This window comes from Yoonia sp. I 8.24 (genome assembly GCF_022096995.1).
GTDB lineage: Bacteria > Pseudomonadota > Alphaproteobacteria > Rhodobacterales > Rhodobacteraceae > Yoonia.
The window spans coordinates 223,793-247,598 of record NZ_JACXGQ010000005.1 but is presented as its reverse complement, the minus strand read 5'-3'; the positions used below and the strand labels follow the sequence as shown (position 1 = coordinate 247,598).

Below are 23,806 nucleotides of genomic sequence, written 5' to 3'. Positions count from 1 at the left end.
GGACCTGCCTTTCGGATACAGACAGGACATAGCAAGGTTTACACGCAAGGAAAACCAGTGGTTTTCCTGTGTGCGATCACGCCTTAGGCATCCATCAACTCGGCTTTGGTCAAGGTAAACCCAGAAGCAACCCAACGCGCCTTTGCTGATTTTAATGCACGGCCTAACGCTGGCCCTTGCAGCCCCGGCATAAGATCAGCCGCCGCAAGCGGAAATGTTTGTTGCGCCCCAAAATTTGCCATTTTAGCCATGTCAGGGTCTACTAGTTCACCCAAACTGGCAGCGCGCACCGCTAAAGCATCATGCGCAACTTGCGCCCCAAAATAGTAGCCAAGCGCGCCCGCCTCAAAACTGCTTTGCATGTGCTCAAGCCGATTTTTCGCGTCATTTGCCAGGCGTAGACAGGATCTGTCTCCACCGATAACAGCCAAACGCCGCAACGCATCAGCGGGCAACCCAGCTTGTTCTTCGACATGCACCAAAACCGCGAGCATCGGCGCATTTGCGCCCGGCAATATTTGTGCCAACCCACCCGTCGCGTCCATTGATCCCACCGCCGGCGCGGGATCAGGGGCTGCCAATAGCTTGAGCAACTCGCTTGTGATCCGTTCAGACGACAGCGTTTGCAACCCTTCGACATTCGCGGCGCAAGCCGCCAGCGCGTCAGGGTCAGGCCCTTCGTCCATATCGCCATACCAAGCGTGAAACCGGAAATAGCGCAAGATACGCAGATAGTCTTCTTTGATCCGCTGGTCAGCGTCTTCGATAAACCGCACACGACGCGCATCGAGGTCGGGCAATCCGCCTAGCGGATCGACAACCACCCCGTCGCTTCCGGCATAAAGCGCGTTCATCGTGAAATCGCGACGCCGAGCGTCGTCTGTCATGTTATCAGCAAAAGCGACCGTCGCCCGCCGCCCATCTGTTGCGACGTCGCGGCGAAAGGTCGTGATTTCAAAAGGTACGTTTTGGGCAATAACAGTAACTGTTCCATGCGCGATACCAGTCGGAACCACTGCGCAACCGGCCGCCTTTGCAAGCGCGATCACGGTATCGGGATGAGCATCTGTCGACAGATCCAAATCGGCGACGGGCGCACCCAAAAGCGCATTGCGCACGCAACCGCCGACAAACCACGCTTGGTAGCCTGCATCGACCAACATGCCGCAAACCTTTTGGGCGGCCGCATCCGTCAACCAAGGCGCATTAATCCGGGTCATTGCAAGCGATCCGCCAAGCCGCGCAAGATTCGCGCCGTTGCGCCCCAGATGTAATATGGGCCGTACGGCACGGTGTAATATTCGCGGCGTTGTCCGCGCCAATACCGCCCTTCGATCCGATAGTTTTCAGGATTGGCGAGATGCGCAAGGGGAACTTCAAACACTTCGCTGACTTCGCCAGCCTCAGGGATCGGATCAAAATCTGCGGTCAGCACGCCAACGATTGGGGTCATCTGGTAGCCAGTAACCGTTTGGTGGGTCGGCAATGCCCCCAATACATCCACAATTCCGTAAGGCAGTCCAATTTCTTCGTGGGCTTCGCGCAATGCGGCATCTGTCAGCGTTGCATCTGTTGGATCTTGCTTGCCACCTGGGAACGCAATCTGGCCCGGGTGGTGCTTAAGCCGTGCTGAGCGTTTTGTAAGAATTACAGTCTCTAACACAGGGTGAATAGCCAAAAGAACGGCAGCCGGTGTTTGCGTCAATCCGGCAGGTTCGATCGATTTATTCAGATCAAAATCAGACGACGCGCCGCCAGTAGAAGACAGCGCATCATCAATTTTTGTGCGTAAATCAGGCACCGTTTTCTTTGGCTTCAAACCCCAATGTCGTGGGATCGAAAACGTAATGTGCGCCGCAGAATTGGCAATCAGCGGTCACTGTGCCCTCATCGGTTGTCATCGTTGCAATGTCTTTGGCCGAATAGATCGACAGGCTTTGGCGCACACGATCTTCGGAGCAGGTACAGCCGAATTTCACGGGCTGCGCATCATAAACACGCGGCTGTTCTTCGTGGAACAAACGCACCAGCAAATCCGTCGGGGTGACCGACGGGCCGATCAATTCGATATCTTCGACAGTATCCAGCAACGCATTCGCACGGGTCCAGTTTTCGGATTCGTCTTCTGTCAGCAAATCAGTCGCGTCAAGCAAACCATCCTCGCCTGAACCGCCTTCGCCGCTCACTGAAGGCGACGCCTTGGGCATTTGTTGCAACATAATGCCGCCAGCCCGCCAATGGGCGGCTTCACCAGGCACCTGCGATTGACCAAATGTCAGCGAAAAACGCGTCGGCAGCTGTTCTGATTGCGCAAAATACACTTCGGCGCTTTTGGCCAGCGATCCGCCTGAGATCGGTGTAACACCCTGATAGGGCGCCATATCCGGCCCCTGATCTATCATCAGGGCAAAATAACCTTTGCCAAACTGGCTTGCAGGGACAGCTTTCAAATCAATTGTTTCGCGATCAAATGATGCATAAGCGCGGATTCTGGCAGGTTCACCATCTTTTTCAGCGCTATAATAGTCGGTCGCGATATGGCGGATCGGCCCATCGCCGCGCACTTGAAGCGAAAGCTTCCAGCGTGGTTTCATCGACTGACCAATCATCGCGGTCAACAACGCCATTTCGGCAATCAGCCCTTCGATCATCGGTGGATAATCATGCTGTGCCAGAACCTGTTCTAGCACACCATCCAACCGCGCCACCCGTCCACGGATGTCGGAAGCATCAAGTTGAAATGGCAGGACGGTATCGTCCCAAGCGATTTTGGCGCTGTGGCTCATAGGGTTTCCTTACATGTCAGGAATTGGCATACCGCGCCTATATAGTCAGGACAAGCCACGGTCCAAGGGGTAAGAGATGATCAAACGGTACGGAAAGAGCCCAAAACGGGGTCACAGCTATAAATTACGCCCCGGCGCCTATGCAATTCTGCCGCGTGACGGGCAATTATTGCTGACCTACCAAGAAGACCCGCATTTCGAATTTCAGCTGCCCGGCGGCGGCATAGACCCCGGCGAAAGCCCCATTCAGGCGCTTCATCGCGAAGTATTCGAAGAAACCGGCTGGCGGATTGCCAAGCCCTTACGGCTCGGCGCGTTCCGGCGGTTTGTCTATATGCCTGAGTATGACCTGAACGCCGAAAAAATCTGCCACATCTATCTGGCGCGCCCGGTGCGCCCGCACGGCCCCCCAACTGAAAAGGGGCATCACGCCGTCTGGATGGACCCCCGCGCCGCCGTTCATGAACTTTCCAATGACGGCGACGCGGCGTTTGTGGCGGGATTAGTCGATTAACGGCCGCCCTTCGATCACGTGACCGTAGAGGGTGGTCAGAATGCTGACGCCAACCATCAAATTCACCCACTGCACAAACAGATCAGTGGCAACACCGATGACGGGATGAATTTGGTATAACCCTTGCGTCGCTACGCCCGCGATGAACGACACAACTGCGATGATCAACACAATGCCAATAATTGTACCGTTGATTTTCGATGTCGCCCTCCAAGCCTCGCTTAGCTTAATCGGCTTTCCAACAGCCGTCGCTGGCAAAGCTACACCCATGCGGAACCACATGAGCGACAGTATTGCGATCATGACGATGCCGACGATCGCACCACCCAAGTACAACCCGGCTGGTCCAGCTGCAGAAAACGGGATCAAGACCAATCCCATAATCATGCCGATGATCAATCCCAAAATTGCAATCAAAAACCCCAACTGCATACTCACACCGACATAAGGCCAAATTGGGCGGCCTGACACTGTAGGCAATATACCGCTATATTCCTCAAGTAAAATATACCGATGCCAAGAGACTGCGACCCATGCCGCGACAAAAACTGCAAAGACGACTGTAACCAAGATAGCCACGATAATTGGGCCGTCAGAGGCCAACAATTGCTCTGGTGTGACTTGGTCTGCACCCATCTGAGCCAGTAACGGCAGTAGGCCCAACGACCAAAAAACGCTGACCGAGACAACAATCAATAAAACGTAAGGCCCCACAGACACGCGCAGTGCCTGCCCGAAATTGTTGAAAATCATGGCAAACGCGTGCCGTATTATTTGAAAAGCCACAAAAATATTCCCTTTTTAAGCGAGTTGCCACTTCGTCGCATGCAACATGGTGTTCGTCAACGGCGCTATCCTTGCTCTACCGACAGAAAACCGTTATCGCGCGGGGTAAATAACCCTGACAAAAAAGGCCCTCGCATGACCGCTCCGAAAAAAGTTGTTCTCGCCTATTCTGGTGGCCTCGATACTTCGATCATTCTGAAATGGCTTCAGACGGAATACGGGTGCGAGGTTGTTACGTTTACGGCTGATCTTGGCCAAGGTGAAGAACTGGAACCTGCCCGCAAAAAGGCCGAGATGATGGGCGCGAGCGCCATCTATATCGAAGACCTGCGTGAAGAATTCGTGCGCGACTTTGTGTTCCCGATGTTCCGCGCAAACGCCGTGTACGAAGGCATTTACCTGCTAGGCACATCAATCGCGCGTCCATTGATTTCAAAACGTTTGGTTGAAATCGCTGCCGCGGAAGGCGCCGATGCGGTCGCCCACGGCGCAACCGGCAAAGGCAACGATCAGGTACGGTTTGAACTGGCCGCCTATGCGCTGAACCCCGATATTAAGGTCGTCGCGCCTTGGCGAGAATGGGATCTGTCAAGCCGGACCAAATTGCTTGAGTTTGCTGAGCTGAACCAAATCCCCGTTGCCAAAGACAAACGCGGCGAAGCGCCGTTCAGTGTCGACGCGAACCTGTTGCACACATCCTCCGAAGGCAAAGTGCTGGAAGATCCGGCACAGGAAGCGCCAGAATACGTCTATCAGCGCACCGTCAGCCCAGAAGATGCGCCAGACACACCTGAAATGGTCGAAGTAACGTTTGAAAAAGGCGACGCTGTTGCAATCAACGGTGAAGCAATGTCACCCGCGACCATTCTGACGAAGCTGAACGAACTGGGCGGCAAGCACGGTGTTGGGCGTCTTGATCTGGTTGAAAACCGTTTTGTCGGTATGAAATCACGTGGCATCTATGAAACGCCGGGTGGTACTGTTTTGCTAGAGGCGCACCGCGGGATCGAACAAATCACGTTGGATTCCGGCGCTGGGCACCTCAAAGACAGCATCATGCCGCGCTATGCTGAACTGATCTACAACGGATTCTGGTTCTCGCCAGAGCGCGAAATGATGCAGGCGATGATCGACAAATCGCAAGAACATGTCAGCGGCACCGTGCGTGTGAAACTGTACAAAGGCTCCGTGAACACGGTCGCGCGCTGGTCGGATCAGTCGCTTTATTCCGAGGCCCACGTAACGTTCGAAGACGACGCCGGCGCCTATGACCAAACCGACGCTCAAGGCTTTATCCAGCTGAACGCGCTGCGTTTGAAATTGCTGGCAGCGCGTAACCGCAAAGCCTAAAGTACCAGCGAAGCGCGCCAGAACTTAGCGCGCTTCGCTTTCACGCATATAGCGTTCCAAGACGCCGTAACGTCTTCATAGACATCGCCTTTTGTTCACCGCAAACAAGCCGTCATAACAAAACGCAGGAGGCACCATGTCCTTGGAAGAAATCGCAGCGAAAATGCAGCGTGGATTAGACAAAGTTGAATTGGACAAGGTGATCAAATTCGACTGCAAAGACAGCGGCGCAATTACGCTCGTCGATCAAAAAGCCGAATTGGCTGACCTTCCTGCGGATTGCACAATTCATCTTTCCGAATCCAACCTATCCAAACTGATCAAGGGCGATCTGAACCCTATGACAGCCTTTGCGTTGGGCAAGATCAAAGTTTCGGGCGATATGACTGTCGCGATGAAGCTCGGCGAATTTCTGAAATCATAGTTTCAACGCCGCAAGCCTTTCGTAATACGGCAGGGCTTGCGCGCAAAGTTCAGCGGCTGCGCCCTCAAGTTCTGGCAGCGGCCCTTCGGCGCCCGCGAACCCTGTGCTTTTATGCACGGCATTATACCAATGTGACGCCCAGATTCCGTCCCCCTCATGCGGACCTGCTGGCCAGGACAACATCGCCGGATCGAAATCCAATCCAATTGCATCGCACAGTTTGCGCAGCATCATTTCCGGGTTGGCCCGAATATCGGCGCTGTCGATCACATATCCTCCGAATTTATCATAGATCGCTGCCTGCTGCGCAAAGCCGATATCGTCAAAATTCATCTCCGACCGCTTCTCACCATAAGACGCGATCACCCGTGCGGGGTGGCGGATCAGATGTACGTTTACACAGTCGTGTGCCCAATCAAGCGGCACCTCGTTGATCATATGATGCGGCATATGCTTCATATAGAAATATGGCTTTTGCGCTGGAATAGCGTCGATACAGCGCGTGGCAACTTTGTTTGGATCTGCTTCATGGGCAGCCAATATATCATCGCGCATCGGGTGATCTAAACCCGTCGTCGCAAGATACGCTGCATAGAATGGTTCATCCCAAACCGCGAAATCGGAACGGTTGCCAAAGCTATACATCATCGCCGTCGACAGGTTGCGCGGGCCCGACCACATTGCAATTCTCATGAACGGTCCACCAAATCTTTGTAAAGTTCACGCAATCGCATGGTCATCGGCCCCAATTCACCCGTCCCAATCACACGCCCATCAATCATGCTAACTGGGGTCTGTGCGCCAAATGTGCCCGTCAGAAACGCTTCATCCGCCGAGTAGGTGTCTACCAGACTGAAATTGCGCTCAAAAACTGGAATATCATTGGCACGGCACAGATCGATCACCTTTTGGCGGGTGATACCATTCATGCAATAGTCACCCGTGCTGGTCCAAACGGCCCCCTTTTTCACAATAAAAAAGTTACAAGCGTTGGTCGTATTCACGAATCCATGCAGGTCAAGCATCAACGCCTCATCCGCGCCGGCCTTTTGTGCGGCGATGCAGGCAAGGATACAGTTCAGTTTGGAATGGCTGTTCAGTTTTGGATCTTGGGTCATCGGCAACCCACGTAAGTGCGGAACCGTAGAAAGCGTGATGGGACGCTGGATTTTGGGCTGAGAATGCTCCATGATAATCACGAATGTCGGGCCTTGCTGGGATAAGCTCGGGTGCTGAAAAGGCCTTGTTTTTGTCCCACGTGTCACCATTAGTCGCGCATGGGCGTCGGTGGTCATTTCATTCGCCTTTTGTGTCTCTAACAAGGCTGAAACGATACCTTTTCGGTCGAGCCTGATATCAAGATCAATTGCTTTGGCAGCCTCAAATAGACGGTCCATATGCTCGTCCAAGAACGCCCATTTTCCATCGTATAAACGCAAACCTTCCCACACGCCGTCACCCAACATAAAGCCGCTGTCATAGACGCTGACGGTGGCTTGGGCCTTGGGCACGATCTGCCCGTTGAGATAGATGAGAATTTCTTCGTTCCGTAAATCTTCGGCGGCTTGATGGGTGGTGACTTCAGTCATTATAGGCTCCTTTGAATGGACGCTAGGACAGCTCGTCAAATGTTCCAAGCGATAAACACCGCGTGAGATCACACCGCCGTGCATTGCGCAGCCACGCCCCATTAAACAGGATGCGACTAAAGGAGTACCCAATGCTTAAATCAATGATTGCCGCCGTTCTTATGATCCCTGCGGCCCAAATGGCCGCGGCCGAAGATATCCAAACTGCCACTGTTGCTGGCGGATGCTTTTGGTGTGTCGAAAGTGACTTTGAAAAGGTAAACGGCGTAATCGAGGTCGTGTCAGGTTACACCGGTGGCACCACAGCAAACCCTACCTATGAAACGATCAAAGGGTCCGGCCACTATGAAGCCGTACAAATCACTTATGACGCCGACATCGTGAGCTATGACCAATTGCTTCACGCGTTTTTCAGATCTATCGACCCGACAGATGCCGGTGGTCAGTTTTGTGATCGCGGGGATGTCTACCGCACGGCCATTTTCGTCTCTAACAATGCTGAAACTGCCTCTGCTCAGGCCGCTTTGACCGCCGCACAAAACGATCTTGGTCAGCGCATTGTAACGCCCATTTTGCAAGAATCTCAGTTTTACGAAGCCGAAGCCTACCACCAAGATTACTATGCAGGGGAATCTATTGTGCTGACCCGCCGTGGGCCGAAACGCCAAAGCGAAGCCTATGCATTTTACCGCAACGCCTGCGGGCGGGATCAACGTGTGTCAGAACTATGGGGTGATGCTGCGCCGTTTACGCACTAAGGCCGAAACGCGGTGACCTCGGACAAGTCCGGGATCACATCTGCCGTGCCATGGCGGGTGACCATCAAGGCGCTCGCCTTGGTCGCCTGCCCGATGGCCTGCTCCATCGTCATACCGCGATCAAGCCCTGCTAGAACATAGCCTGTAAACGTGTCCCCAGCGCCGGTTGTATCCACCGGATCAACATTAATCGCGACAAAATGCTGTTTTTTGCTGGGTCCGTACCAATCAGCACCATCGGCACCCAAGGTCACAATCACATCGCGGACAGGCAGGTCTTGCGGCTCTTGCCCGGTCGCCGCCTGAAGCTGTGCAGCTTCGACTGCATTCAGGATCAAGAAATCCAAGTATGGCAAGACCGCCATCACGCGGTCTGCGTCAAATGGGGCGGCAGCATAGGCGACCCTAAGACCCATTTTTTTACCCATACGCGCTGCGGTGCGCTGAAGATTGGTTTCGTTTTGTAAAACGATCCAATCGCCTGTCTGCGCCTCGGCCATCGCGGTTTGCAAAACCGTTTGTGGAATTTCAACGTTGGCACCCGGATGCAGCACAATCGCATTTTCACCGTGGGGATCAACCATGATGATCGCCTGGGCGGTATCAGTGTCTAACACAGTAATATTCCGGGTATCGACGCCGTATTCAAGCAACCGATCCGACGCCCAAACCCCATCATGCCCGACCGCACCGATATGATTTACGCGGGCGGCCGCGCGGGCTGCAGCAACAGACATATTCGCACCTTTTCCGCCTAGAAACGTGTCACGCTGCGTTGAGGCAAGCGTTTCACCGGGAGCCAAAATATGCGGCACCGCATAGACGATATCGACATTGATCGATCCGAGGTTCCAAATTGCCATTAGTCGACCTTACAGGCTGCGATCACAGCCATATTCATGATGTCGTTTACTGTGGAAACCGTTGAACAAATCTGAACCGGCTTGCCGACGCCCGAAAGGATTGGACCAATAACAGTAGCGCCCGCCATTTCTTGCATCAGTTTGACAGAAATCGACGCCGAATGCCGTGCAGGTACAACAAGCACGTTTGCAGGCCCGGTCAGGCGTGAGAACGGGTAATTTTCCTGCGCTTGCACATTAAGCGCAACATCAACTGTCATTTCGCCTTCATATTCAAAGTCGACGTTCCGCCCGTCCAATACGCTGGCGGCCTTGTGCATTTTCTCGGCCCGCTCCGAGACCGGATAGCCAAAGGTCGAAAACGACAAGAAGGCAACGCGCGGATCAAGACCCAACGCGCGTGCAACAGATGCGCCACGTTCGGCAATATCGCCCAAATCTTGTTCGTCCGGCCATTCGTGAACCAATGTATCCGTGATCAACACGATCCGTCCCTTATGCAGTACCGCCGTGACACCAACCGCGCCATCATGCGGCTGCGCGTCAAATACATGGTTAATAAGCTCAAGCACATGCGCCGATTTGCGGGTCGCCCCGGTCACCATCCCATCGGCATGGCCATGGGCGACCATCAAAGCTGCAAAAACGTGGCGGTCACGGGCGGCAAGCCGGTGAATATCCTGGCCATCGTACCCTTTGCGCTGCAAACGCGTGTTCAAGAACTCTTTGTAAGTCTCAAGATGATCCGTCGAAGCCGCATTAACGACGGTCAATTCCGCAACCGCATCGGCGAGCCCTTCGGCTGTCAACTTTTCAGCTACATCCGCGTCACGCCCAACAACAAGCGCCTTACCAAGCCCAGCGCGCTGGTACATCACGGCAGCACGCAAAACGCGCGGATCGTCACCTTCCGCAAAAACGACGGTTGATTGATTCGCACGCGCACGGGCGTTCAAACTGCGCAAGATTGATGCGGTTGGATCCATCCGGCCGATCAAAGTGGCCTCATAGGCCTCCATGTCGACAATCGGACGCCGCGCAACGCCGGTTTTCATGCCCGCACGCGCAACAGCGGTTGGAATACGGTGAATCAAACGCGGATCAAACGGCGTCGGAATGATGTAATCCCGGCCAAAGGTGAGCTTTTTGCCGTAAGCCATTGCGACTTCGTCAGGGACATCTTCGCGCGCCAACCCGGCCAATGCCTCGGCGCAAGCGATTTTCATTTCATCGTTAATTGCGCGGGCATGGATATCAAGCGCACCGCGAAACAGGTAAGGAAAGCCCAATACGTTGTTCACTTGGTTTGGGTAATCGCTGCGGCCTGTCGCAACAATGGCATCTTCACGAACGGCATGGGCGTCTTCGGGCGTGATTTCAGGGTCCGGATTTGCCATCGCAAAAATCACAGGGTTAGGCGCCATACTTTTCACCATTTCCTGCGTAACTGCCCCCTTTGCGCTGACACCAAGGAAGACATCGCAGTCTTCCATTGCATCATCAAGCGTGCGCGCGTCCGTATGCGCAGCGTGGGCCGATTTCCACTGGTTCATACCTTCGGTACGACCTTGATAAATAACGCCTTTGGTATCACACATGATGCAGTTGTCATGGGTCGCACCCATCGATTTAAGCAGCTCAAGACATGCGATCCCCGCCGCACCTGCACCATTCAGCACTATCTTCACGTCTTCAATTTTCTTGCCAGACAGATGCAGCGCATTCAGAAGACCCGCCGCGCAAATCACCGCTGTCCCGTGCTGATCATCATGGAAGACGGGTATATCCATTTCCTCTTTAAGCCGTTGTTCGATGATAAAGCACTCAGGCGCTTTGATATCCTCAAGGTTAATGCCGCCAAATGTCGGCCCCATGAGCCGTACCGCGTCACAAAAAGCGTCCGGGTCTTCGGTATCCAATTCGATATCAATCGAGTTCACATCAGCAAACCGTTTGAAGAGAACTGATTTCCCTTCCATCACCGGCTTACCTGCCAGCGCGCCAAGGTTCCCCAGGCCCAAAACTGCGGTGCCATTGGACACAACCGCGACCAAATTTCCCTTGTTGGTATAGTCGTAAGCCGTTGCAGGATCGCGATGAATTTCTTCGCAGGGGATCGCAACACCCGGTGAATACGCCAGCGATAAATCGCGCTGTGTCGTCATCGGTACCGTGGCCTGAATTTCCCACTTACCTGGATTTGGCTGCATGTGGAATTGCAACGCGTCTTCGCGGGTCATTTTTGTTTTAGCCATGGTATCCCCCAATTTTGTTCGACATTCATAACGGTTTCTCGAATGAACCCGCAACGGGTTCATTTCGGGGTTTCGTCGCTAACATCGCCTAGGTAATGTCTCGATGATGATGCGGGGGCATGAATGAGCACCAATAAATCCAGCGTAACGCCCATGATGGCGCAATTCCTTGAGATCAAAGCAGAGCATCCTGATGCGCTGCTGTTTTATAGGATGGGTGATTTTTATGAAATGTTCTTTGACGACGCGATTGCCGCCGCCGAAGCATTGGACATCGCATTAACAAAACGCGGCAAACACAACGGCGAAGATATCCCGATGTGTGGCGTGCCGCACCACGCCGCCGAAGGATATTTTTTGACGCTCATCCGCAAAGGATTCCGCGTCGCGGTTTGCGAACAAATGGAAAGCCCCGCCGAAGCCAAAAAGCGCGGCTATAAAGCCGTGGTCAAACGCGAGGTCGTGCGCCTTGTCACCCCCGGCACATTGACCGAAGATTCTCTGCTGGATGCGCGGCGCCATAACTATCTTGCCGCCTATGCTGTGATCCGTGATCAGGGCGCGTTGGCCTGGGTTGATATCTCAACGGGTGCGTTTCACGTGATGGCCTGTAGCGGCGCGCAACTTGGCCCCGAACTGGCCCGTTTAACTCCACGCGAAGTGATTGTGATAGATGGAAATGAGGCAGATTGGGCTGAAATAGTCTCTGAAAGTGGGGCAACACTGACCACATTAGGGGCCGCTGCCTTTGACAGTACGTCAGGCGAAAAGCGGCTTTGCGATCTGTATAAAGTCGGGTCATTAGACGCGTTTGGCGGTTTTTCACGCGTTGAAATATCGGCCATGTCTGCGGTCGCAGAATACCTAGATATCACGCAGCGGGGGAACCTGCCGCTTTTACGTCCCCCCGTCCAAGAAGGCCAATCAGCCGCCATGCAGATTGACGCCGCAACCCGGCGCTCGCTTGAGCTTACTCAAGCGATGAATGGCAGCAAGCAAGGGTCGCTTTTGCACTGTATTGATTGCACCGTAACGGCTGGTGGTGCGCGCCTACTCGAACGGCGTTTGTCATCGCCCGCTTGCGCCCTGCCCGTCATCCATGCGCGGCAAGATTGCGTTGAATTCTTAACCAAGAACACACGACTGACCGCAGATATCCGTGACCAATTGCGCAGCGTGCATGATCTTGATCGCGCACTCTCGCGTCTCGCGCTTGATCGCGGTGGTCCGCGCGATATGGCCGCCATTCGCAACACATTGGGACAGGCCGCAGGGCTATCTGATTTGGTGACAGGCGACCTTCCCACAATCTTGTCCGAAGCCGCGCGTGATTTCACCGGGCACGATGACTTGTTGACGCTGCTTGATGACGCCTTGATTGCAGAACCCCCACTGCTATCACGTGACGGCGGATTTATCGCGCCCGGCTATGATGATGAATTGGATGAGGTGCGCAAACTGCGTGACGAGGGCCGATCTGTCATCGCGGCGATGCAGGCACAATTTGTTGAGCTTTCGGGCATCGCATCGTTGAAGATCAAACATAACAACGTGCTGGGATATTTTATTGAGACGACAGCGACCCATGCCGAAAAAATGCTTGCTGCTCCGCTGAACGAAACCTTCATCCACCGTCAGACGACGGCCAACCAGGTCCGGTTTACAACCGTTGAACTGTCAGAAATCGAAACGCGGATTCTGAACGCAGGCGGACGTGCGCTCGAGATTGAAAAGCGACTCTATTCCAGCCTGATCCAGTCAATTATTGCGCAATCAGGACCGCTGGGCGCACTCGCGCGGGCCTTGGCAGAATTTGATTTGGCGGCGTCGCTTGCACATTTAGCAGTGGCAGAAAACTGGACCCGACCCGTAGTTGATGACAGCCGCGCCTTTACGATTACAGGTGGGCGCCACCCGGTTGTCGAAGCAGCTCTGCAAAAAGCTGGACAGCCATTTATCGCAAATGATTGTGGTCTGACTGACGCACATATTTGGCTGCTGACCGGGCCAAACATGGCGGGTAAGTCAACATTCCTGCGCCAAAATGCACTGCTTGCAATCCTTGCACAGATGGGCGCATTTGTGCCCGCCGCAAAGGCACATATCGGCACTGTTAGCCAGATTTTCAGCCGTGTCGGCGCATCAGATGATCTAGCGCGTGGCAGGTCCACTTTCATGGTCGAAATGGTTGAAACCGCCGCGATCTTGAACCAAGCTGACGACCGCGCTTTGGTCATATTAGACGAAATTGGCCGCGGTACAGCCACTTATGACGGGCTTTCGATTGCTTGGGCGACATTAGAACATCTACACGATGTGAACCGCTGTCGGGCTCTGTTTGCGACGCATTACCACGAAATGTCTGCCCTTTCGAACAAACTGGACGGCGTCGAGAATGCGACCGTCACCGTCAAGGAATGGGACGGCGATGTGATTTTCTTGCACGAGGTCAAACGCGGTACAGCTGATCGCAGTTACGGCGTGCAGGTCGCGCGTCTTGCCGGGTTGCCACCCGCAGTGGTCGCGCGAGCCAAAGTCGTGTTGGAGGCATTAGAACAAGGTGAGCGCAGTGGCGGAACCGCCCAAAAAGCACTGATCGACGATTTGCCGCTGTTTTCCGCGACACCCGCGCCTTCACCCGTGCAAACCAAAGGTTCTGAAGTCGAGGCGCGCCTAAAAGACGTTCTTCCGGATGAGCTTACACCCAAAGACGCGCTCGCCTTGATCTATGAACTTCGTGGGATGGTGTAACGACCAGAAATAGCCGGGAGAGCTCAAAAAAGCAGGGTTGTTTGCCCTGCTTTGATGCGATTCATGATTAAGCGGGTGTCGATGACACGCCGACCTGTGCGGCACGTAGCAAACGGTCATGCAACATAAAGCCTTCGGCGGCGACCTGAATGATGTCGCCAGCTTTGGTGCCTGGAAGCGGCGCTTCGAACATAGCTTGGTGGATTTTTGGATCGAATTTATCGCCGACTTCGGGAACGATGGGGTCAATCCCATGTTTTTTGAACACGCTGATCAATTCGCGCATCGTCAATTCCACACCTTCGAGCAAGGCAGCGTTGGTTTCTTTATCCGCATCTTCAGAAGATTGCAGGGCACGGCGCATGTTGTCGTAAACTGGCAGCATATCGCGGGCCAATTTGGACCCACCATAATTCTCAGCCTCGCGGCGATCGCGATCAGACCGTTTGCGCATGTTTTCGGCATCCGCCAAGGCGCGCATGAACTTGTCTTTAAATTCGTCACGCTCTGCACGCAGCGCTTCGATTTCTTCAAAGCCAGCTTCTGCAGCAAGATCCATTTCATCGCCTTCAGCCGCGAGTTCATCAAGACTTTGCAGTTGCTCTTCGTTGTCAGCCATCAATTTTTTCCTTTAGGAGCGGTCAGCAACAAGCTTGCCAATCCGCTGTGCAGTATAGTTCACGATCGGGACGATCCGCCCGTAGTTCAAACGAGTCGGCCCAATGACACCCACGGCGCCAATTATCTTATGGTCGGCGTTCATATAAGGTGAAACGACCAGAGATGAACCCGAAAGTGAGAACAATTTGTTCTCTGAGCCAATAAAAATGCGCACGCCGTCGCCATCTTCGGCCAAATCAAGGAACTGCGCGATATCACGCTTGCGTTCAAGGTCATCGAACAGGCTTCGAATCCGGGCAAGGTCGGCTTCGTTTTCGCCATCGGCGAGCAGATTCCCACGGCCGCGCACAATAAGACGCTCGCTCTGTTCACCTTCATTCTCCCAAAGCGCATAGCCATTTTCGACCAAATCAGCGGCGAGACTATCGATTTCCAAACGTCGGGCAGCTATTTCACGTGAAATGACGTTTCCAAGTTCGGAAAGTGTGTGCCCTTCGGCAATCGCATTCAAAAAATTAGCGGCTTCGCGCATAGAAGACGGGGTTTGGCCCGCTGGTGGTGTAAAAATCCGGTTTTCAACATGCCCATCGGCGAACACCAAAACAACAAGCGCGCGTTCACGTGACAGTGAAACAAAATCAATATGTTTGATCGCGGCCTCGTGTTTAGGCGTCAAAACGAGGCTGGCCCCGTGGGTCACACCCGAAAGCGCCTGCCCCACCTGATCAAGTACGGAAGCCACATCCGTGTCATTTCCGCCCAAAGTCCGGTCAATAGTTTGGCGGTCTTTGCCGTCCAAATCGCCAACCTCAAGCAGACCATCCACAAACATGCGTAGCCCCAACTGTGTCGGGATACGGCCCGCGCTGACGTGTGGACTGTCAAGTAATCCAAGATATTCAAGGTCTTGCATCACATTTCGGATCGTCGCCGCGCTTACTTTTTCTGTAAAATCACGGGTTAATGTGCGCGAACCGACCGGGTCACCGCTTTCGAGATATCCTTCGACGACGCGACGAAATACCTCGCGCGATCGGTCATTCATATCGGCAATATTAGGCGTTTGGTCAGGCATCTGATCCTCGGGTGAAGGCAGGGCAATTAAAACGAAGTCAGCCCCGGCGTCAATCGGGGTTGGATTTCATATGTGGGCAGCGTATCCCAAACAGGCAATCAAAAGGAGTGACCACATGCGCCCATCTGGACGTCAAACGAACGAAATGCGTGAAATTTCCATCGAAACAGATGTGACCATGCATGCGGAAGGCTCTTGCTTGATTAAATGTGGGAACACACATGTTTTATGCACCGCGACAATTGACGCCCGTGTGCCACCGTTTTTGAAGAATTCTGGGCTTGGCTGGGTAACCGCTGAATATGGGATGCTGCCCCGTGCAACCAACACCCGAATGCGGCGTGAAGCCAAGAACGGTCAGTCAGGGCGTACCCAAGAAATTCAACGGCTTATCGGGCGGTCGCTGCGTGCTGGCGTTGATCGTGTGGCCTTGGGTGAACGTCAGATCGTCGTCGACTGCGATGTCATCCAAGCCGATGGCGGAACACGTTGTGCGTCGATCACTGGCGGTTGGGTGGCATTGAAACTGGCGGTACAAAAACTGATGAAAGCCGGAGATGTGATTTCTGATCCGCTGGTTGATCCGGTCGCTGCGATTTCTTGCGGTATTTATGCCGGACAAGAGGTGCTTGATCTCGATTACCCCGAAGATAGCGAAGCGGGTGTCGACGGAAACTTTGTCATGACGGGCGGCAAGCTGGTCGAGGTGCAAATGTCCGCCGAGGGTTCTACCTATTCACGCGCGCAAATGGATGCGCTGCTTGATCTTGCTGAAAAAGGCGTGTCAGAACTGAAGGTCGCACAACTGGCCGCGGTAAGCTAATGCGCAAGTTTGATGGAAAACAGCTCGTCATCGCGACCCATAACAAAGGGAAGCTGGAAGAGATTGCTGATCTTTTACAGCCCTACGGCATAGCGTTGACATCAAACGACGATCATGGGCTTCCAGAGCCTGATGAAACCGAAACGACATTCGTAGGAAATGCCCGCATTAAGGCCCATGCGGCTGCAAAGGCAACGGGGTTACCTGCGCTTGCCGATGATAGTGGAATTGAGATCGACGGGCTAAATGGGGCACCCGGCGTGTATACGGCAGATTGGGCCGAAACACCGAATGGCCGTGATTTTGTTATGGCGATGGAACGGAGTTGGGCAGAGTTAGAGTCTGTTTCTGCGCCGTTCCCACGTACCGCTAGGTTTTGTTGTACGCTTGTTCTTGCTTGGCCGGATGGACATGATGAAGTTTTCCCCGGCGTCATGCCTGGCCAAATTGTCTGGCCAATGCGTGGCGCGCAAGGCCATGGTTACGATCCGATTTTCCAGCCAAAAGGATATGACATCACATTTGGTGAAATGGATCGTTGGGAAAAAAACAAAATCAGCCACCGCGCCGATGCGTTTCAAAAACTGATTGCAGGCTGCTTTGCTTGAGGATTGGGAACATGGGGGTTTTGGGCTTTATATCCATTGGCCATTTTGTCAGGCCAAATGCCCCTATTGTGATTTCAACAGCCATGTCGTCGCAAAGATCGATCAGGCTGCATGGCAATCCGCCTATTTAGGTGAAATCGACCGAATTGGCGCCCAGACCCAAGGGCGCATCTTGAAATCGGTATTTTTTGGTGGTGGCACGCCAAGTATGATGGATCCCGATCTTGTCGATGCGATCCTAACAAAGGTGCGCGCGACGTGGTCAATGGCGAATAATATCGAAATCACACTTGAAGCAAACCCGACATCTGTCGAGGCGGGACGCTTTGCCGGGTATCGGGATGCCGGTGTAAACCGTGTTTCGATGGGAATTCAGGCCCTAAACGACGCAGATTTACGTGCCCTAGGCCGCCTTCACACCGCTCAGGAGGCGCTGACAGCCTTCAGCACGGCCAGAGAGACGTTTGATCGGGTCAGTTTTGACCTGATTTATGCCCGCCAGGGACAAAATTTGGCGGATTGGCGGGCTGAATTGAATCAAGCCTTGAGTTTAGCGATTGATCATCTGTCACTTTATCAGCTGACAATCGAAGACGGCACTGCCTTTGGCAATCGTTACGCTGCTGGGAAACTGCGTGGACTGCCCAATGATGACGTGGCAGCGGATATGTATGCATTGACGCAAGACATCTGCGCGGCTGCCAATTTCGACTGTTACGAAGTTTCGAACCACGCCCGCCCTGGGTTTGAAAGCATCCACAATCAAATCTATTGGCGCTATGGCGATTATGCCGGGATTGGTCCCGGCGCGCATGGACGGTTAACGCTTGGCGGAGACCGATACGCGACAGAGGCACCACTAGCGCCAATGCAATGGTTGGCGCAGGTCAGCAAGACAGGAAATGGCGATAGTTTGCGCTGCAAGTTATCTACGGAAGATCAGCGGTCAGAGCTGTTGCTTATGGGCATGCGGCTGCGCGAAGGTGTGTTGATCGAACGGATCGGGATCACCGAAAATATTAAAATAAATATCAGTAACTTAACTGATCTCGGTATGGTGAATACAAGTGCGGGTCGCCTCGTAGTAACGGAAAAAGGCCGCCCAATTCTAAATGCAGTCTTACGCGAACTTCTTGCAGATTAACCACCGGATAACGCGCGCAAAAGATCATCAAGCTGGTCGAGCGATTTGTAGCTAATCGCAAGTTTGCCACCCTCTTCGCCGGCCTTATGATCGATCGTTACTTTCATCCGCAATGCAGCTGTAAGCTCATTTTCGATTTGCACTGTATCCGCATCCTTCGCGACAGGCGCACCGGAAACCGAGCGTCGTTTGACCGCTGGGCCCTGCTTGACCAATTTTTCGGTTTCGCGCACAGACAGATTACGCTGAATCACTTCGCGCGCGATTTCTTTTGCGCGCTCATTCCCGACCAATGCACGCGCATGACCTGCGGACAGTTGACCCTGCACAAGGTAGGTTTGAACCTCGTCCGGCAAGTTCAATAGGCGCAAAAGGTTGGCAATATGACTACGGCTTTTACCCAGTGCGGTCGCAAGCTGTTCTTGTGTATGGCCAAAGCGATCCATCAGTTGACGATACCCGGCCGCCTCATCAACGGCATTCAGATCGTCGCGTTGAATATTTTCAATAATTGCGACTTCGAGAACTTCGGTATCCGTATATTCACGCAAAAGAACGGGGATTTCGTGCAGTTTTGCCATCTGCGCCGCGCGCCAACGCCGCTCACCCGCGACAATTTCATAAGTGCTGGGGTTATTAGGCGATGCCCGCACAATAAGTGGCTGAATAATGCCTTTTTCAGCAATCGATGCCGCCAGATCATTGAGTGCTTCATCCCGGAACGTACGGCGCGGCTGATCGGGATTCGGGACAATATGTTCGACTGGAACAAGTAGATCTGGGCGGCGTGGGTTATCAATTGAAGTATCGTCCTGCCCGACATCGGACATCAAAGCTGACAGGCCACGCCCTAAACCGCGTGATTTTTTTGCATTTCCTGCCATGATTTATGCCCTCTTTTTTGTATTTTTTTGAATGACTTCACGCGCAAGTGCGCGATAGGCGATAGCCCCCTTTGAGGCTCCATCATATTCCAAAACCGGCATTGCAAACGATGGAGCTTCGCTTAGTCGAACGTTGCGCGGGATTACCGTTTTGAAAACCATATCGCCCATGTTTTCGCGGGCATCGTCTTCGACTTGGATCGAAAGATTATTACGGCTGTCATACATTGTCAGAACAATGCCTTCGATGCTTAAATCTGGATTCGCTGACTGGCGAACATCACGCACAGTTAGGATAAGCTGCGATAGGCCTTCAAGTGCAAAGAATTCACTTTGCAGCGGTACCAAAATGGAATCCGCGGCCACCATCGCATTTACTGTCAATATATTGAGAGATGGTGGGCAATCTATCAATATATAGTCGTATTTTGCGACAGATTGCGACGCCTCTTGCAGCACGTAGCGCAGTAAAAAACTGCGCTTTTCGTTGTCCATCAGTTCAATATCGGCAGAGCTGAGATCAGTTGTTGCAGGAATGATGGAAAGATTCTTGATCGAGGTTGCGCCCGCTGCCTCCTCCATTGTCGCATCGCCCGACAACAGGTCATATGTTGTGATGCTACGCTGATCATGCTCAATACCTAGTCCGGTTGATGCGTTTCCCTGTGGATCTAGGTCAATCAAAAGGACTTTTCTCTTTTTTTCAGCCAATGCTGCGCCCAAGTTGATCGTGGTCGTCGTTTTGCCGACTCCGCCTTTTTGGTTCGCGATCGCGATAATTTTGCAGCTATTCACTGACACGGGATATCCCTTTGACAATAAGAATTTGAGCTTCAGGATCGGTCAAACTAGTCGAGTCTTCAAGCGCAAACCGCCAGTTTATCGCGGCATCGGCAACTTCTTCTCTCGCTCTTTTTCCTTTGTGAAGAACAGCTTGCCCTTCCGGTTTCAAATGGCGATCTACAAATGGCAAAAGCATAGATAAGGTAGATAGCGCGCGTGCAGATACTATATCTGCATCTTGAGGGGCGGCACTTTCAATACGTTCAGCAAGTACTTTTGCAGGTAAATTCAACTCTCTGATGGCAGAACGCAAAAATGTTGCTTTCCGTTGGTCGCTTTCGATCAAAATAAATTTTGCATTTGGTTGCGCAACCTTACCAATTATAGCAACAACAATGCCAGGAAACCCACCGCCACTGCCAATATCGACCCATTTGTCGTAGGTCTTGGGCGCTGACGCATAAATCTGTGCAGAATCAACGATATGTCGTTCCCACAGCGAACTCACAGTGCTCGGCGATATAAGATTAATCTTGGCCGTCCACTTTTGTACAAGTTCCGAGAACCTGTGCAGATCATCGAATGTTTCACGTGAAACATTCACCCCGCCTACATCATATCCCATATCAGCTACCTGTCTTGGCTTTTTGATCGCGCTTTATCATCGCAACAATGAGCATAAGCCCCGCCGGGGTCATCCCTTCAATTCGACCCGCCTGCGCGATATCGGACGGCCGAATGGATTCAAGCTTACTTACGAGCTCATTTGAAAGCCCTTTCACCGCGCGGTAATTGATTTCAGCTGGAATAACTTGCTTTTCATCACGCTCCATCGCTGCAACATCCGACTGCTGACGTTGCACATAATGTGCATACAGCGCGTCCTTTTTGATCTGATCACGAACATCAATCGAGATATCTGACAATTCGGGTAACAGACGGATCAACTGCGGAAAATCAAAATCGGTCAACGCCAGCGCTTCAAGCGCAGAACGGCGTGGCCCATCAACGTTCAAATTTGCACCTTGGGCCGCAATATCCCGTGACGAAAGGAAAATATTCGACAGTGACGATTGCACTGCCGAGATTTTTTCCATCTTGTCAGAAAACTGCGCCCATCGCTCATGACCCACGCAACCAATTGCATGCCCAAACGCCGTCAACCTTTGATCGGCGTTATCCGCCCGCAGCGACAGTCTAAATTCTGCCCGAGAAGTAAACATGCGGTATGGTTCTGAAACACCTTTTGTAATCAAGTCATCGATCATTACGCCAATATAAGAATGTCGGCGACTGAATTTGATCGGTTCCGCATCCTGAGAATGCGCAGCGGCATTCAACCCAGCGACAAGCCCCTGCGCCGCCGCTTCTTCATAACCAGTTGTGCCATTAATTTGACCAGCGAGATAAAGCCCCGGCACATCCCGCAGTTCTAGCGTTGCTGTCAGCGATCTGGGATCCACATAATCATATTCAATCGCATATCCAGGCTGCAATATCTTAGCATTTTCAAGGCCATAGATAGAATTTACATAATCTCGTTGTATCTCTTCTGGAAGCGATGTGGAAATGCCATTCGGATAAACGGTGTCATCATTTACACCTTCAGGTTCAAGAAAAATCTGGTGGGACGTCTTATCAGCGAACCGCACAACCTTATCTTCAATAGAAGGGCAATATCGCGGGCCTACTCCATCAATATGCCCTCCATACATGGCCGATCGGTCAAGGTTTGCCCGGATAATATCATGAGTCCGTTCATTTGTATGTGTTATTCCGCAATCAATTTGCGGCGCAAAAACGCCGTTGGACATAAACGAAAACATCGTCGGATCCACATCACTTGGTTGTGCTTCCAATAAATCCCAACGAATTGTGCGCCCATCAAGTCTTGGCGGAGTTCCCGTCTTCAACCGCCCGAGCGCTAACTCAAAACTGTCTAGCCGTTCCGCCATTTTGACAGATGGTCTGTCACCCATACGGCCACCGGGGCGTGAGACATCTCCAATATGAATGACGCCGCGCAAAAATGTACCAGTCGTTAAGATCACGCTATTCGCCGAAAGCTGCGTATCCCCCGCCATCACAACACCCGCAACGCGACCGCTTTTCACAATGAGATCGACCGCCTCTCCTTCAATGATCGTGAGGTTTTCTACTACATTTAGCTCTGCTTGCATCGTTTTGCGGTATATTTCGCGGTCTGCTTGGGCCCGCGGGCCTTGAACAGCAGGCCCCTTTTTGCGGTTTAACAACCTAAACTGGATGCCCGCCCGATCTGCGACACGCGCCATAACGCCATCTAGTGCATCAATCTCGCGCACGAGGTGCCCTTTACCCAGCCCGCCAATTGCCGGATTACAAGACATTACCCCAATAGATTGCTTCGTTAATGTCACTAGTGCCGTGCGCGCACCCATTCGTGCAGACGCGTGGGCGGCTTCGGCCCCCGCATGTCCGCCACCAATTACGATCACGTCGAAGTCACAATGTTTCACGTGAAACACTCCTATTTACCGATGCAGAAACTCGAAAAGATCTCATCAAGGACCTGTTCTACATCAACGCGCCCGACAAGGCTATCCACTGCGCGAATTGCCGACCGCAGTTCTTCAGCAATCAAATCAGTCATACCCAAATCGCTACTCAGATCTTTCTCTGCCACTTCCAAAAAATCGATTGCGCGCAGCATCGCGACGCGGTGCCGTTCTCGCATCGCAATTCCAACAGAAGCTACTCGTTCCTTCAAAATCGCTGAAATTTGATCAACCAAGGCATCAACGCCTGCGCCTGTTTGGCCAGAAACAGCTAGGCCGCCTTCATGGCCCAAGTCTGATTTTGCCTGAACCAAAATATCATCTACCCCAATATTTTGAGGTCTTGTATCATTTGTCAACAACATATGTACGCGTATGTCTGCCCGTTCCGCCCGCTCTCTCGCGCGCTGGACACCCAGCTCCTCTACTATATCATCGGTATCGCGCAATCCTGCCGTATCAAGAAGGGTTACCGCTATACCATCCAGATCAAGCCGTACCTCGATCACGTCACGCGTTGTTCCCGCAATTTCAGAAGTAATTGCAACATCGCGTCCGGCAAGCCGGTTCAACAACGTGGATTTTCCGACATTTGGTGCACCTATAATCGCCACCTCAAAACCGTCGCGCAAACGTTCTGCAATCTGCACCCCTTTGGCTTCGCGTCGCATTTCCTCCTTCACCACACCGATGAGCTCTCGAACCTCAGGTGAAACATCAACCGGAACTTCTTCATCCGCGAAATCAATTGTGGCTTCCAAAAGTGCTGCCGCGCGGATCAGTTTTACCCGCCAACCATCAGCCAACATTCCCAAAGCGCCAGAAAAAACACGGACCGCTTGCCTACGTTGACTTTCCGTTTCCGCGTCGATCAAATCTGCGAGGCCTTCAACCTGTGCAAGATCAAGCTGCCCATTGTCCATTGCGCGATGAGTGAATTCCCCAGCCTCAGCCGGCCGCAAATCAGGATCATCTCCAAGCTCTCGCAAGACAGTCGCAAGCACCGCTGGGCTCCCATGAAGGTGTAGCTCAACAACCTCTTCCCCGGTGAAACTCTTGCCCTCTGTAAACCGCAGCACAAAGGCCTCATCAAGAAGCTGCCCTGCCTGATTTCGCAGCTCACGCACGCCACGGCTAACAGGTACATCACCCATCAACTTTCCTGCAGATCTAACCGCATGAGGTCCAGACAAACGCACCACGGCCACACCGGCACGGCCCTTGGCTGTGGCTAAGGCAAAAATCGTATCCATCA

At 52.9% G+C, this 23,806-nt stretch carries 23 protein-coding genes; 8 read left to right on the top strand and 15 right to left on the bottom strand.

The window, feature by feature from the left end; translation table 11 throughout:
* Positions 1-83 precede the first annotated feature (83 nt).
* The 3 genes from Yoon_RS11995 to Yoon_RS11985 are packed head-to-tail and all read right to left on the bottom strand — an operon-like array spanning position 84 to position 2,786.
* Complete coding sequence (locus tag Yoon_RS11995; protein WP_238112476.1) at positions 84-1,220, bottom strand: CCA tRNA nucleotidyltransferase; 1,137 nt, start codon at positions 1,218-1,220, stop codon at positions 84-86.
* Positions 1,217-1,801, bottom strand: coding sequence for a CoA pyrophosphatase (locus Yoon_RS11990; protein WP_238112475.1), 585 nt, complete (start codon positions 1,799-1,801; stop codon positions 1,217-1,219). The genes Yoon_RS11995 and Yoon_RS11990 overlap by 4 nt, the downstream gene beginning before the upstream one ends.
* Positions 1,794-2,786, bottom strand: a complete 993-nt coding sequence (locus Yoon_RS11985) for an Hsp33 family molecular chaperone HslO (RefSeq protein WP_238112474.1) — start codon at positions 2,784-2,786, stop codon at positions 1,794-1,796. The genes Yoon_RS11990 and Yoon_RS11985 overlap by 8 nt, the downstream gene beginning before the upstream one ends.
* Before the next feature lie 76 nt (positions 2,787-2,862).
* Here Yoon_RS11985 and Yoon_RS11980 point away from each other — a divergent pair, with 76 nt between their 5' ends.
* Positions 2,863-3,300, top strand: coding sequence for an NUDIX hydrolase (locus tag Yoon_RS11980; protein ID WP_238112473.1), 438 nt, complete (start codon positions 2,863-2,865; stop codon positions 3,298-3,300).
* On the opposite strand, the gene Yoon_RS11975 is transcribed toward Yoon_RS11980, so the two are convergent.
* Positions 3,289-4,053 (bottom strand): hypothetical protein, encoded by a 765-nt coding sequence (locus tag Yoon_RS11975; protein WP_238112472.1) that lies wholly within the window; start codon positions 4,051-4,053, stop codon positions 3,289-3,291. The two genes, Yoon_RS11980 and Yoon_RS11975, sit on opposite strands and share 12 nt — an antisense overlap.
* A 168-nt stretch (positions 4,054-4,221) precedes the next feature.
* On the opposite strand from Yoon_RS11975, the gene Yoon_RS11970 reads away from it, so the two are divergent.
* Both Yoon_RS11970 and Yoon_RS11965 read left to right on the top strand, forming a co-directional pair.
* A complete protein-coding gene (locus tag Yoon_RS11970) occupies positions 4,222-5,436 on the top strand; it encodes an argininosuccinate synthase (RefSeq protein ID WP_238112471.1) in 1,215 nt (404 codons plus the stop codon).
* Positions 5,437-5,572: 136 nt separating this feature from the next.
* Positions 5,573-5,860, top strand: a complete 288-nt coding sequence (locus Yoon_RS11965) for an SCP2 sterol-binding domain-containing protein (RefSeq protein ID WP_238112469.1) — start codon at positions 5,573-5,575, stop codon at positions 5,858-5,860.
* Here the strand turns inward: Yoon_RS11965 and Yoon_RS11960 are convergent.
* A complete protein-coding gene (locus Yoon_RS11960) occupies positions 5,855-6,553 on the bottom strand; it encodes a sulfotransferase (RefSeq protein ID WP_238112468.1) in 699 nt (232 codons plus the stop codon). The two genes, Yoon_RS11965 and Yoon_RS11960, sit on opposite strands and share 6 nt — an antisense overlap.
* Entirely contained in the window at positions 6,550-7,449 is a 900-nt protein-coding gene (locus Yoon_RS11955; protein ID WP_238112467.1) for a D-amino acid aminotransferase, read from the bottom strand. The genes Yoon_RS11960 and Yoon_RS11955 overlap by 4 nt, the downstream gene beginning before the upstream one ends.
* 131 nt (positions 7,450-7,580) lie before the next feature.
* On the opposite strand from Yoon_RS11955, the gene msrA reads away from it, so the two are divergent.
* Positions 7,581-8,207 carry a peptide-methionine (S)-S-oxide reductase MsrA gene (msrA, locus tag Yoon_RS11950; RefSeq protein WP_370642163.1) on the top strand — a complete coding sequence of 209 codons (627 nt, stop codon included), beginning with the start codon at positions 7,581-7,583 and terminating at the stop codon, positions 8,205-8,207.
* Here the strand turns inward: msrA and Yoon_RS11945 are convergent.
* Both Yoon_RS11945 and Yoon_RS11940 read right to left on the bottom strand, forming a co-directional pair.
* On the bottom strand, positions 8,204-9,070 hold the full coding sequence (locus Yoon_RS11945; protein WP_238112466.1) for a ribokinase: 867 nt from the start codon (positions 9,068-9,070) through the stop codon (positions 8,204-8,206). The two genes, msrA and Yoon_RS11945, sit on opposite strands and share 4 nt — an antisense overlap.
* Positions 9,070-11,325: an NADP-dependent malic enzyme gene (locus Yoon_RS11940; RefSeq protein WP_238112465.1), complete on the bottom strand. Its 2,256-nt coding sequence runs from the start codon at positions 11,323-11,325 to the stop codon at positions 9,070-9,072. The genes Yoon_RS11945 and Yoon_RS11940 overlap by 1 nt, the downstream gene beginning before the upstream one ends.
* Before the next feature lie 123 nt (positions 11,326-11,448).
* On the opposite strand from Yoon_RS11940, the gene mutS reads away from it, so the two are divergent.
* Positions 11,449-14,076, top strand: a complete 2,628-nt coding sequence (gene mutS, locus Yoon_RS11935) for a DNA mismatch repair protein MutS (RefSeq protein ID WP_238112464.1) — start codon at positions 11,449-11,451, stop codon at positions 14,074-14,076.
* A 67-nt stretch (positions 14,077-14,143) separates the two neighbouring features.
* Here the strand turns inward: mutS and Yoon_RS11930 are convergent, their stop codons facing one another.
* A complete protein-coding gene (locus Yoon_RS11930; RefSeq protein WP_238112463.1) occupies positions 14,144-14,695 on the bottom strand; it encodes a nucleotide exchange factor GrpE in 552 nt (183 codons plus the stop codon).
* Between the two features lie 12 nt (positions 14,696-14,707).
* Complete coding sequence (gene hrcA / locus Yoon_RS11925) at positions 14,708-15,772, bottom strand: heat-inducible transcriptional repressor HrcA (RefSeq protein ID WP_238112462.1); 1,065 nt, start codon at positions 15,770-15,772, stop codon at positions 14,708-14,710.
* A gap of 115 nt (positions 15,773-15,887) precedes the next feature.
* Between hrcA and rph the strand changes: the two genes are divergently transcribed.
* From rph to hemW, 3 genes are read left to right on the top strand one after another with little or no spacing between them, the layout of a single operon-like run.
* Complete coding sequence (gene rph / locus Yoon_RS11920; RefSeq protein WP_238112461.1) at positions 15,888-16,595, top strand: ribonuclease PH; 708 nt, start codon at positions 15,888-15,890, stop codon at positions 16,593-16,595.
* Entirely contained in the window at positions 16,595-17,203 is a 609-nt protein-coding gene (rdgB, locus tag Yoon_RS11915) for an RdgB/HAM1 family non-canonical purine NTP pyrophosphatase (RefSeq protein WP_238112460.1), read from the top strand. Before rph ends, rdgB begins: the two co-directional genes overlap by 1 nt.
* On the top strand, positions 17,196-18,347 hold the full coding sequence (hemW, locus tag Yoon_RS11910) for a radical SAM family heme chaperone HemW (RefSeq protein WP_238112459.1): 1,152 nt from the start codon (positions 17,196-17,198) through the stop codon (positions 18,345-18,347). Before rdgB ends, hemW begins: the two co-directional genes overlap by 8 nt.
* Here the strand turns inward: hemW and Yoon_RS11905 are convergent.
* Genes Yoon_RS11905 through mnmE form a run of 5 tightly spaced genes read right to left on the bottom strand, consistent with a single transcriptional unit; the run spans position 18,344 to position 23,804 of the window.
* Positions 18,344-19,231 carry a ParB/RepB/Spo0J family partition protein gene (locus Yoon_RS11905; protein ID WP_238112458.1) on the bottom strand — a complete coding sequence of 296 codons (888 nt, stop codon included), beginning with the start codon at positions 19,229-19,231 and terminating at the stop codon, positions 18,344-18,346. The two genes, hemW and Yoon_RS11905, sit on opposite strands and share 4 nt — an antisense overlap.
* Positions 19,232-19,234: 3 nt before the next feature.
* Entirely contained in the window at positions 19,235-20,032 is a 798-nt protein-coding gene (locus Yoon_RS11900; RefSeq protein WP_370642162.1) for a ParA family protein, read from the bottom strand.
* Positions 20,019-20,639 (bottom strand): 16S rRNA (guanine(527)-N(7))-methyltransferase RsmG, encoded by a 621-nt coding sequence (rsmG, locus tag Yoon_RS11895; protein ID WP_238112457.1) that lies wholly within the window; start codon positions 20,637-20,639, stop codon positions 20,019-20,021. The genes Yoon_RS11900 and rsmG overlap by 14 nt, the downstream gene beginning before the upstream one ends.
* 1 nt (position 20,640) lies before the next feature.
* Positions 20,641-22,512: a tRNA uridine-5-carboxymethylaminomethyl(34) synthesis enzyme MnmG gene (gene mnmG, locus Yoon_RS11890; RefSeq protein WP_238112456.1), complete on the bottom strand. Its 1,872-nt coding sequence runs from the start codon at positions 22,510-22,512 to the stop codon at positions 20,641-20,643.
* An 11-nt stretch (positions 22,513-22,523) separates the two neighbouring features.
* The gene (gene mnmE / locus Yoon_RS11885) at positions 22,524-23,804 is read right to left on the bottom strand and encodes a tRNA uridine-5-carboxymethylaminomethyl(34) synthesis GTPase MnmE (protein WP_238112652.1); all 1,281 of its coding nucleotides are present in this window, start codon (positions 23,802-23,804) and stop codon (positions 22,524-22,526) included.
* Positions 23,805-23,806 lie beyond the last annotated feature (2 nt).

Coding starts and splice junctions, on each gene's coding strand:
- Yoon_RS11995 (WP_238112476.1), bottom strand. CDS start 1,220: ATGACCCGGATTAATGCGCCTTGGTTGACGGATGCGGCCGCCCAAAAG.
- Yoon_RS11985 (WP_238112474.1), bottom strand. CDS start 2,786: ATGAGCCACAGCGCCAAAATCGCTTGGGACGATACCGTCCTGCCATTT.
- Yoon_RS11980 (WP_238112473.1), top strand. CDS start 2,863: ATGATCAAACGGTACGGAAAGAGCCCAAAACGGGGTCACAGCTATAAA.
- Yoon_RS11975 (WP_238112472.1), bottom strand. CDS start 4,053: ATGATTTTCAACAATTTCGGGCAGGCACTGCGCGTGTCTGTGGGGCCT.
- Yoon_RS11970 (WP_238112471.1), top strand. CDS start 4,222: ATGACCGCTCCGAAAAAAGTTGTTCTCGCCTATTCTGGTGGCCTCGAT.
- Yoon_RS11965 (WP_238112469.1), top strand. CDS start 5,573: ATGTCCTTGGAAGAAATCGCAGCGAAAATGCAGCGTGGATTAGACAAA.
- Yoon_RS11960 (WP_238112468.1), bottom strand. CDS start 6,553: ATGAGAATTGCAATGTGGTCGGGCCCGCGCAACCTGTCGACGGCGATG.
- Yoon_RS11955 (WP_238112467.1), bottom strand. CDS start 7,449: ATGACTGAAGTCACCACCCATCAAGCCGCCGAAGATTTACGGAACGAA.
- msrA (WP_370642163.1), top strand. CDS start 7,581: ATGCTTAAATCAATGATTGCCGCCGTTCTTATGATCCCTGCGGCCCAA.
- Yoon_RS11945 (WP_238112466.1), bottom strand. CDS start 9,070: ATGGCAATTTGGAACCTCGGATCGATCAATGTCGATATCGTCTATGCG.
- Yoon_RS11940 (WP_238112465.1), bottom strand. CDS start 11,325: ATGGCTAAAACAAAAATGACCCGCGAAGACGCGTTGCAATTCCACATG.
- mutS (WP_238112464.1), top strand. CDS start 11,449: ATGAGCACCAATAAATCCAGCGTAACGCCCATGATGGCGCAATTCCTT.
- Yoon_RS11930 (WP_238112463.1), bottom strand. CDS start 14,695: ATGGCTGACAACGAAGAGCAACTGCAAAGTCTTGATGAACTCGCGGCT.
- hrcA (WP_238112462.1), bottom strand. CDS start 15,772: ATGCCTGACCAAACGCCTAATATTGCCGATATGAATGACCGATCGCGC.
- rph (WP_238112461.1), top strand. CDS start 15,888: ATGCGCCCATCTGGACGTCAAACGAACGAAATGCGTGAAATTTCCATC.
- rdgB (WP_238112460.1), top strand. CDS start 16,595: ATGCGCAAGTTTGATGGAAAACAGCTCGTCATCGCGACCCATAACAAA.
- Yoon_RS11905 (WP_238112458.1), bottom strand. CDS start 19,231: ATGGCAGGAAATGCAAAAAAATCACGCGGTTTAGGGCGTGGCCTGTCA.
- rsmG (WP_238112457.1), bottom strand. CDS start 20,639: ATGGGATATGATGTAGGCGGGGTGAATGTTTCACGTGAAACATTCGAT.
- mnmE (WP_238112652.1), bottom strand. CDS start 23,804: ATGGATACGATTTTTGCCTTAGCCACAGCCAAGGGCCGTGCCGGTGTG.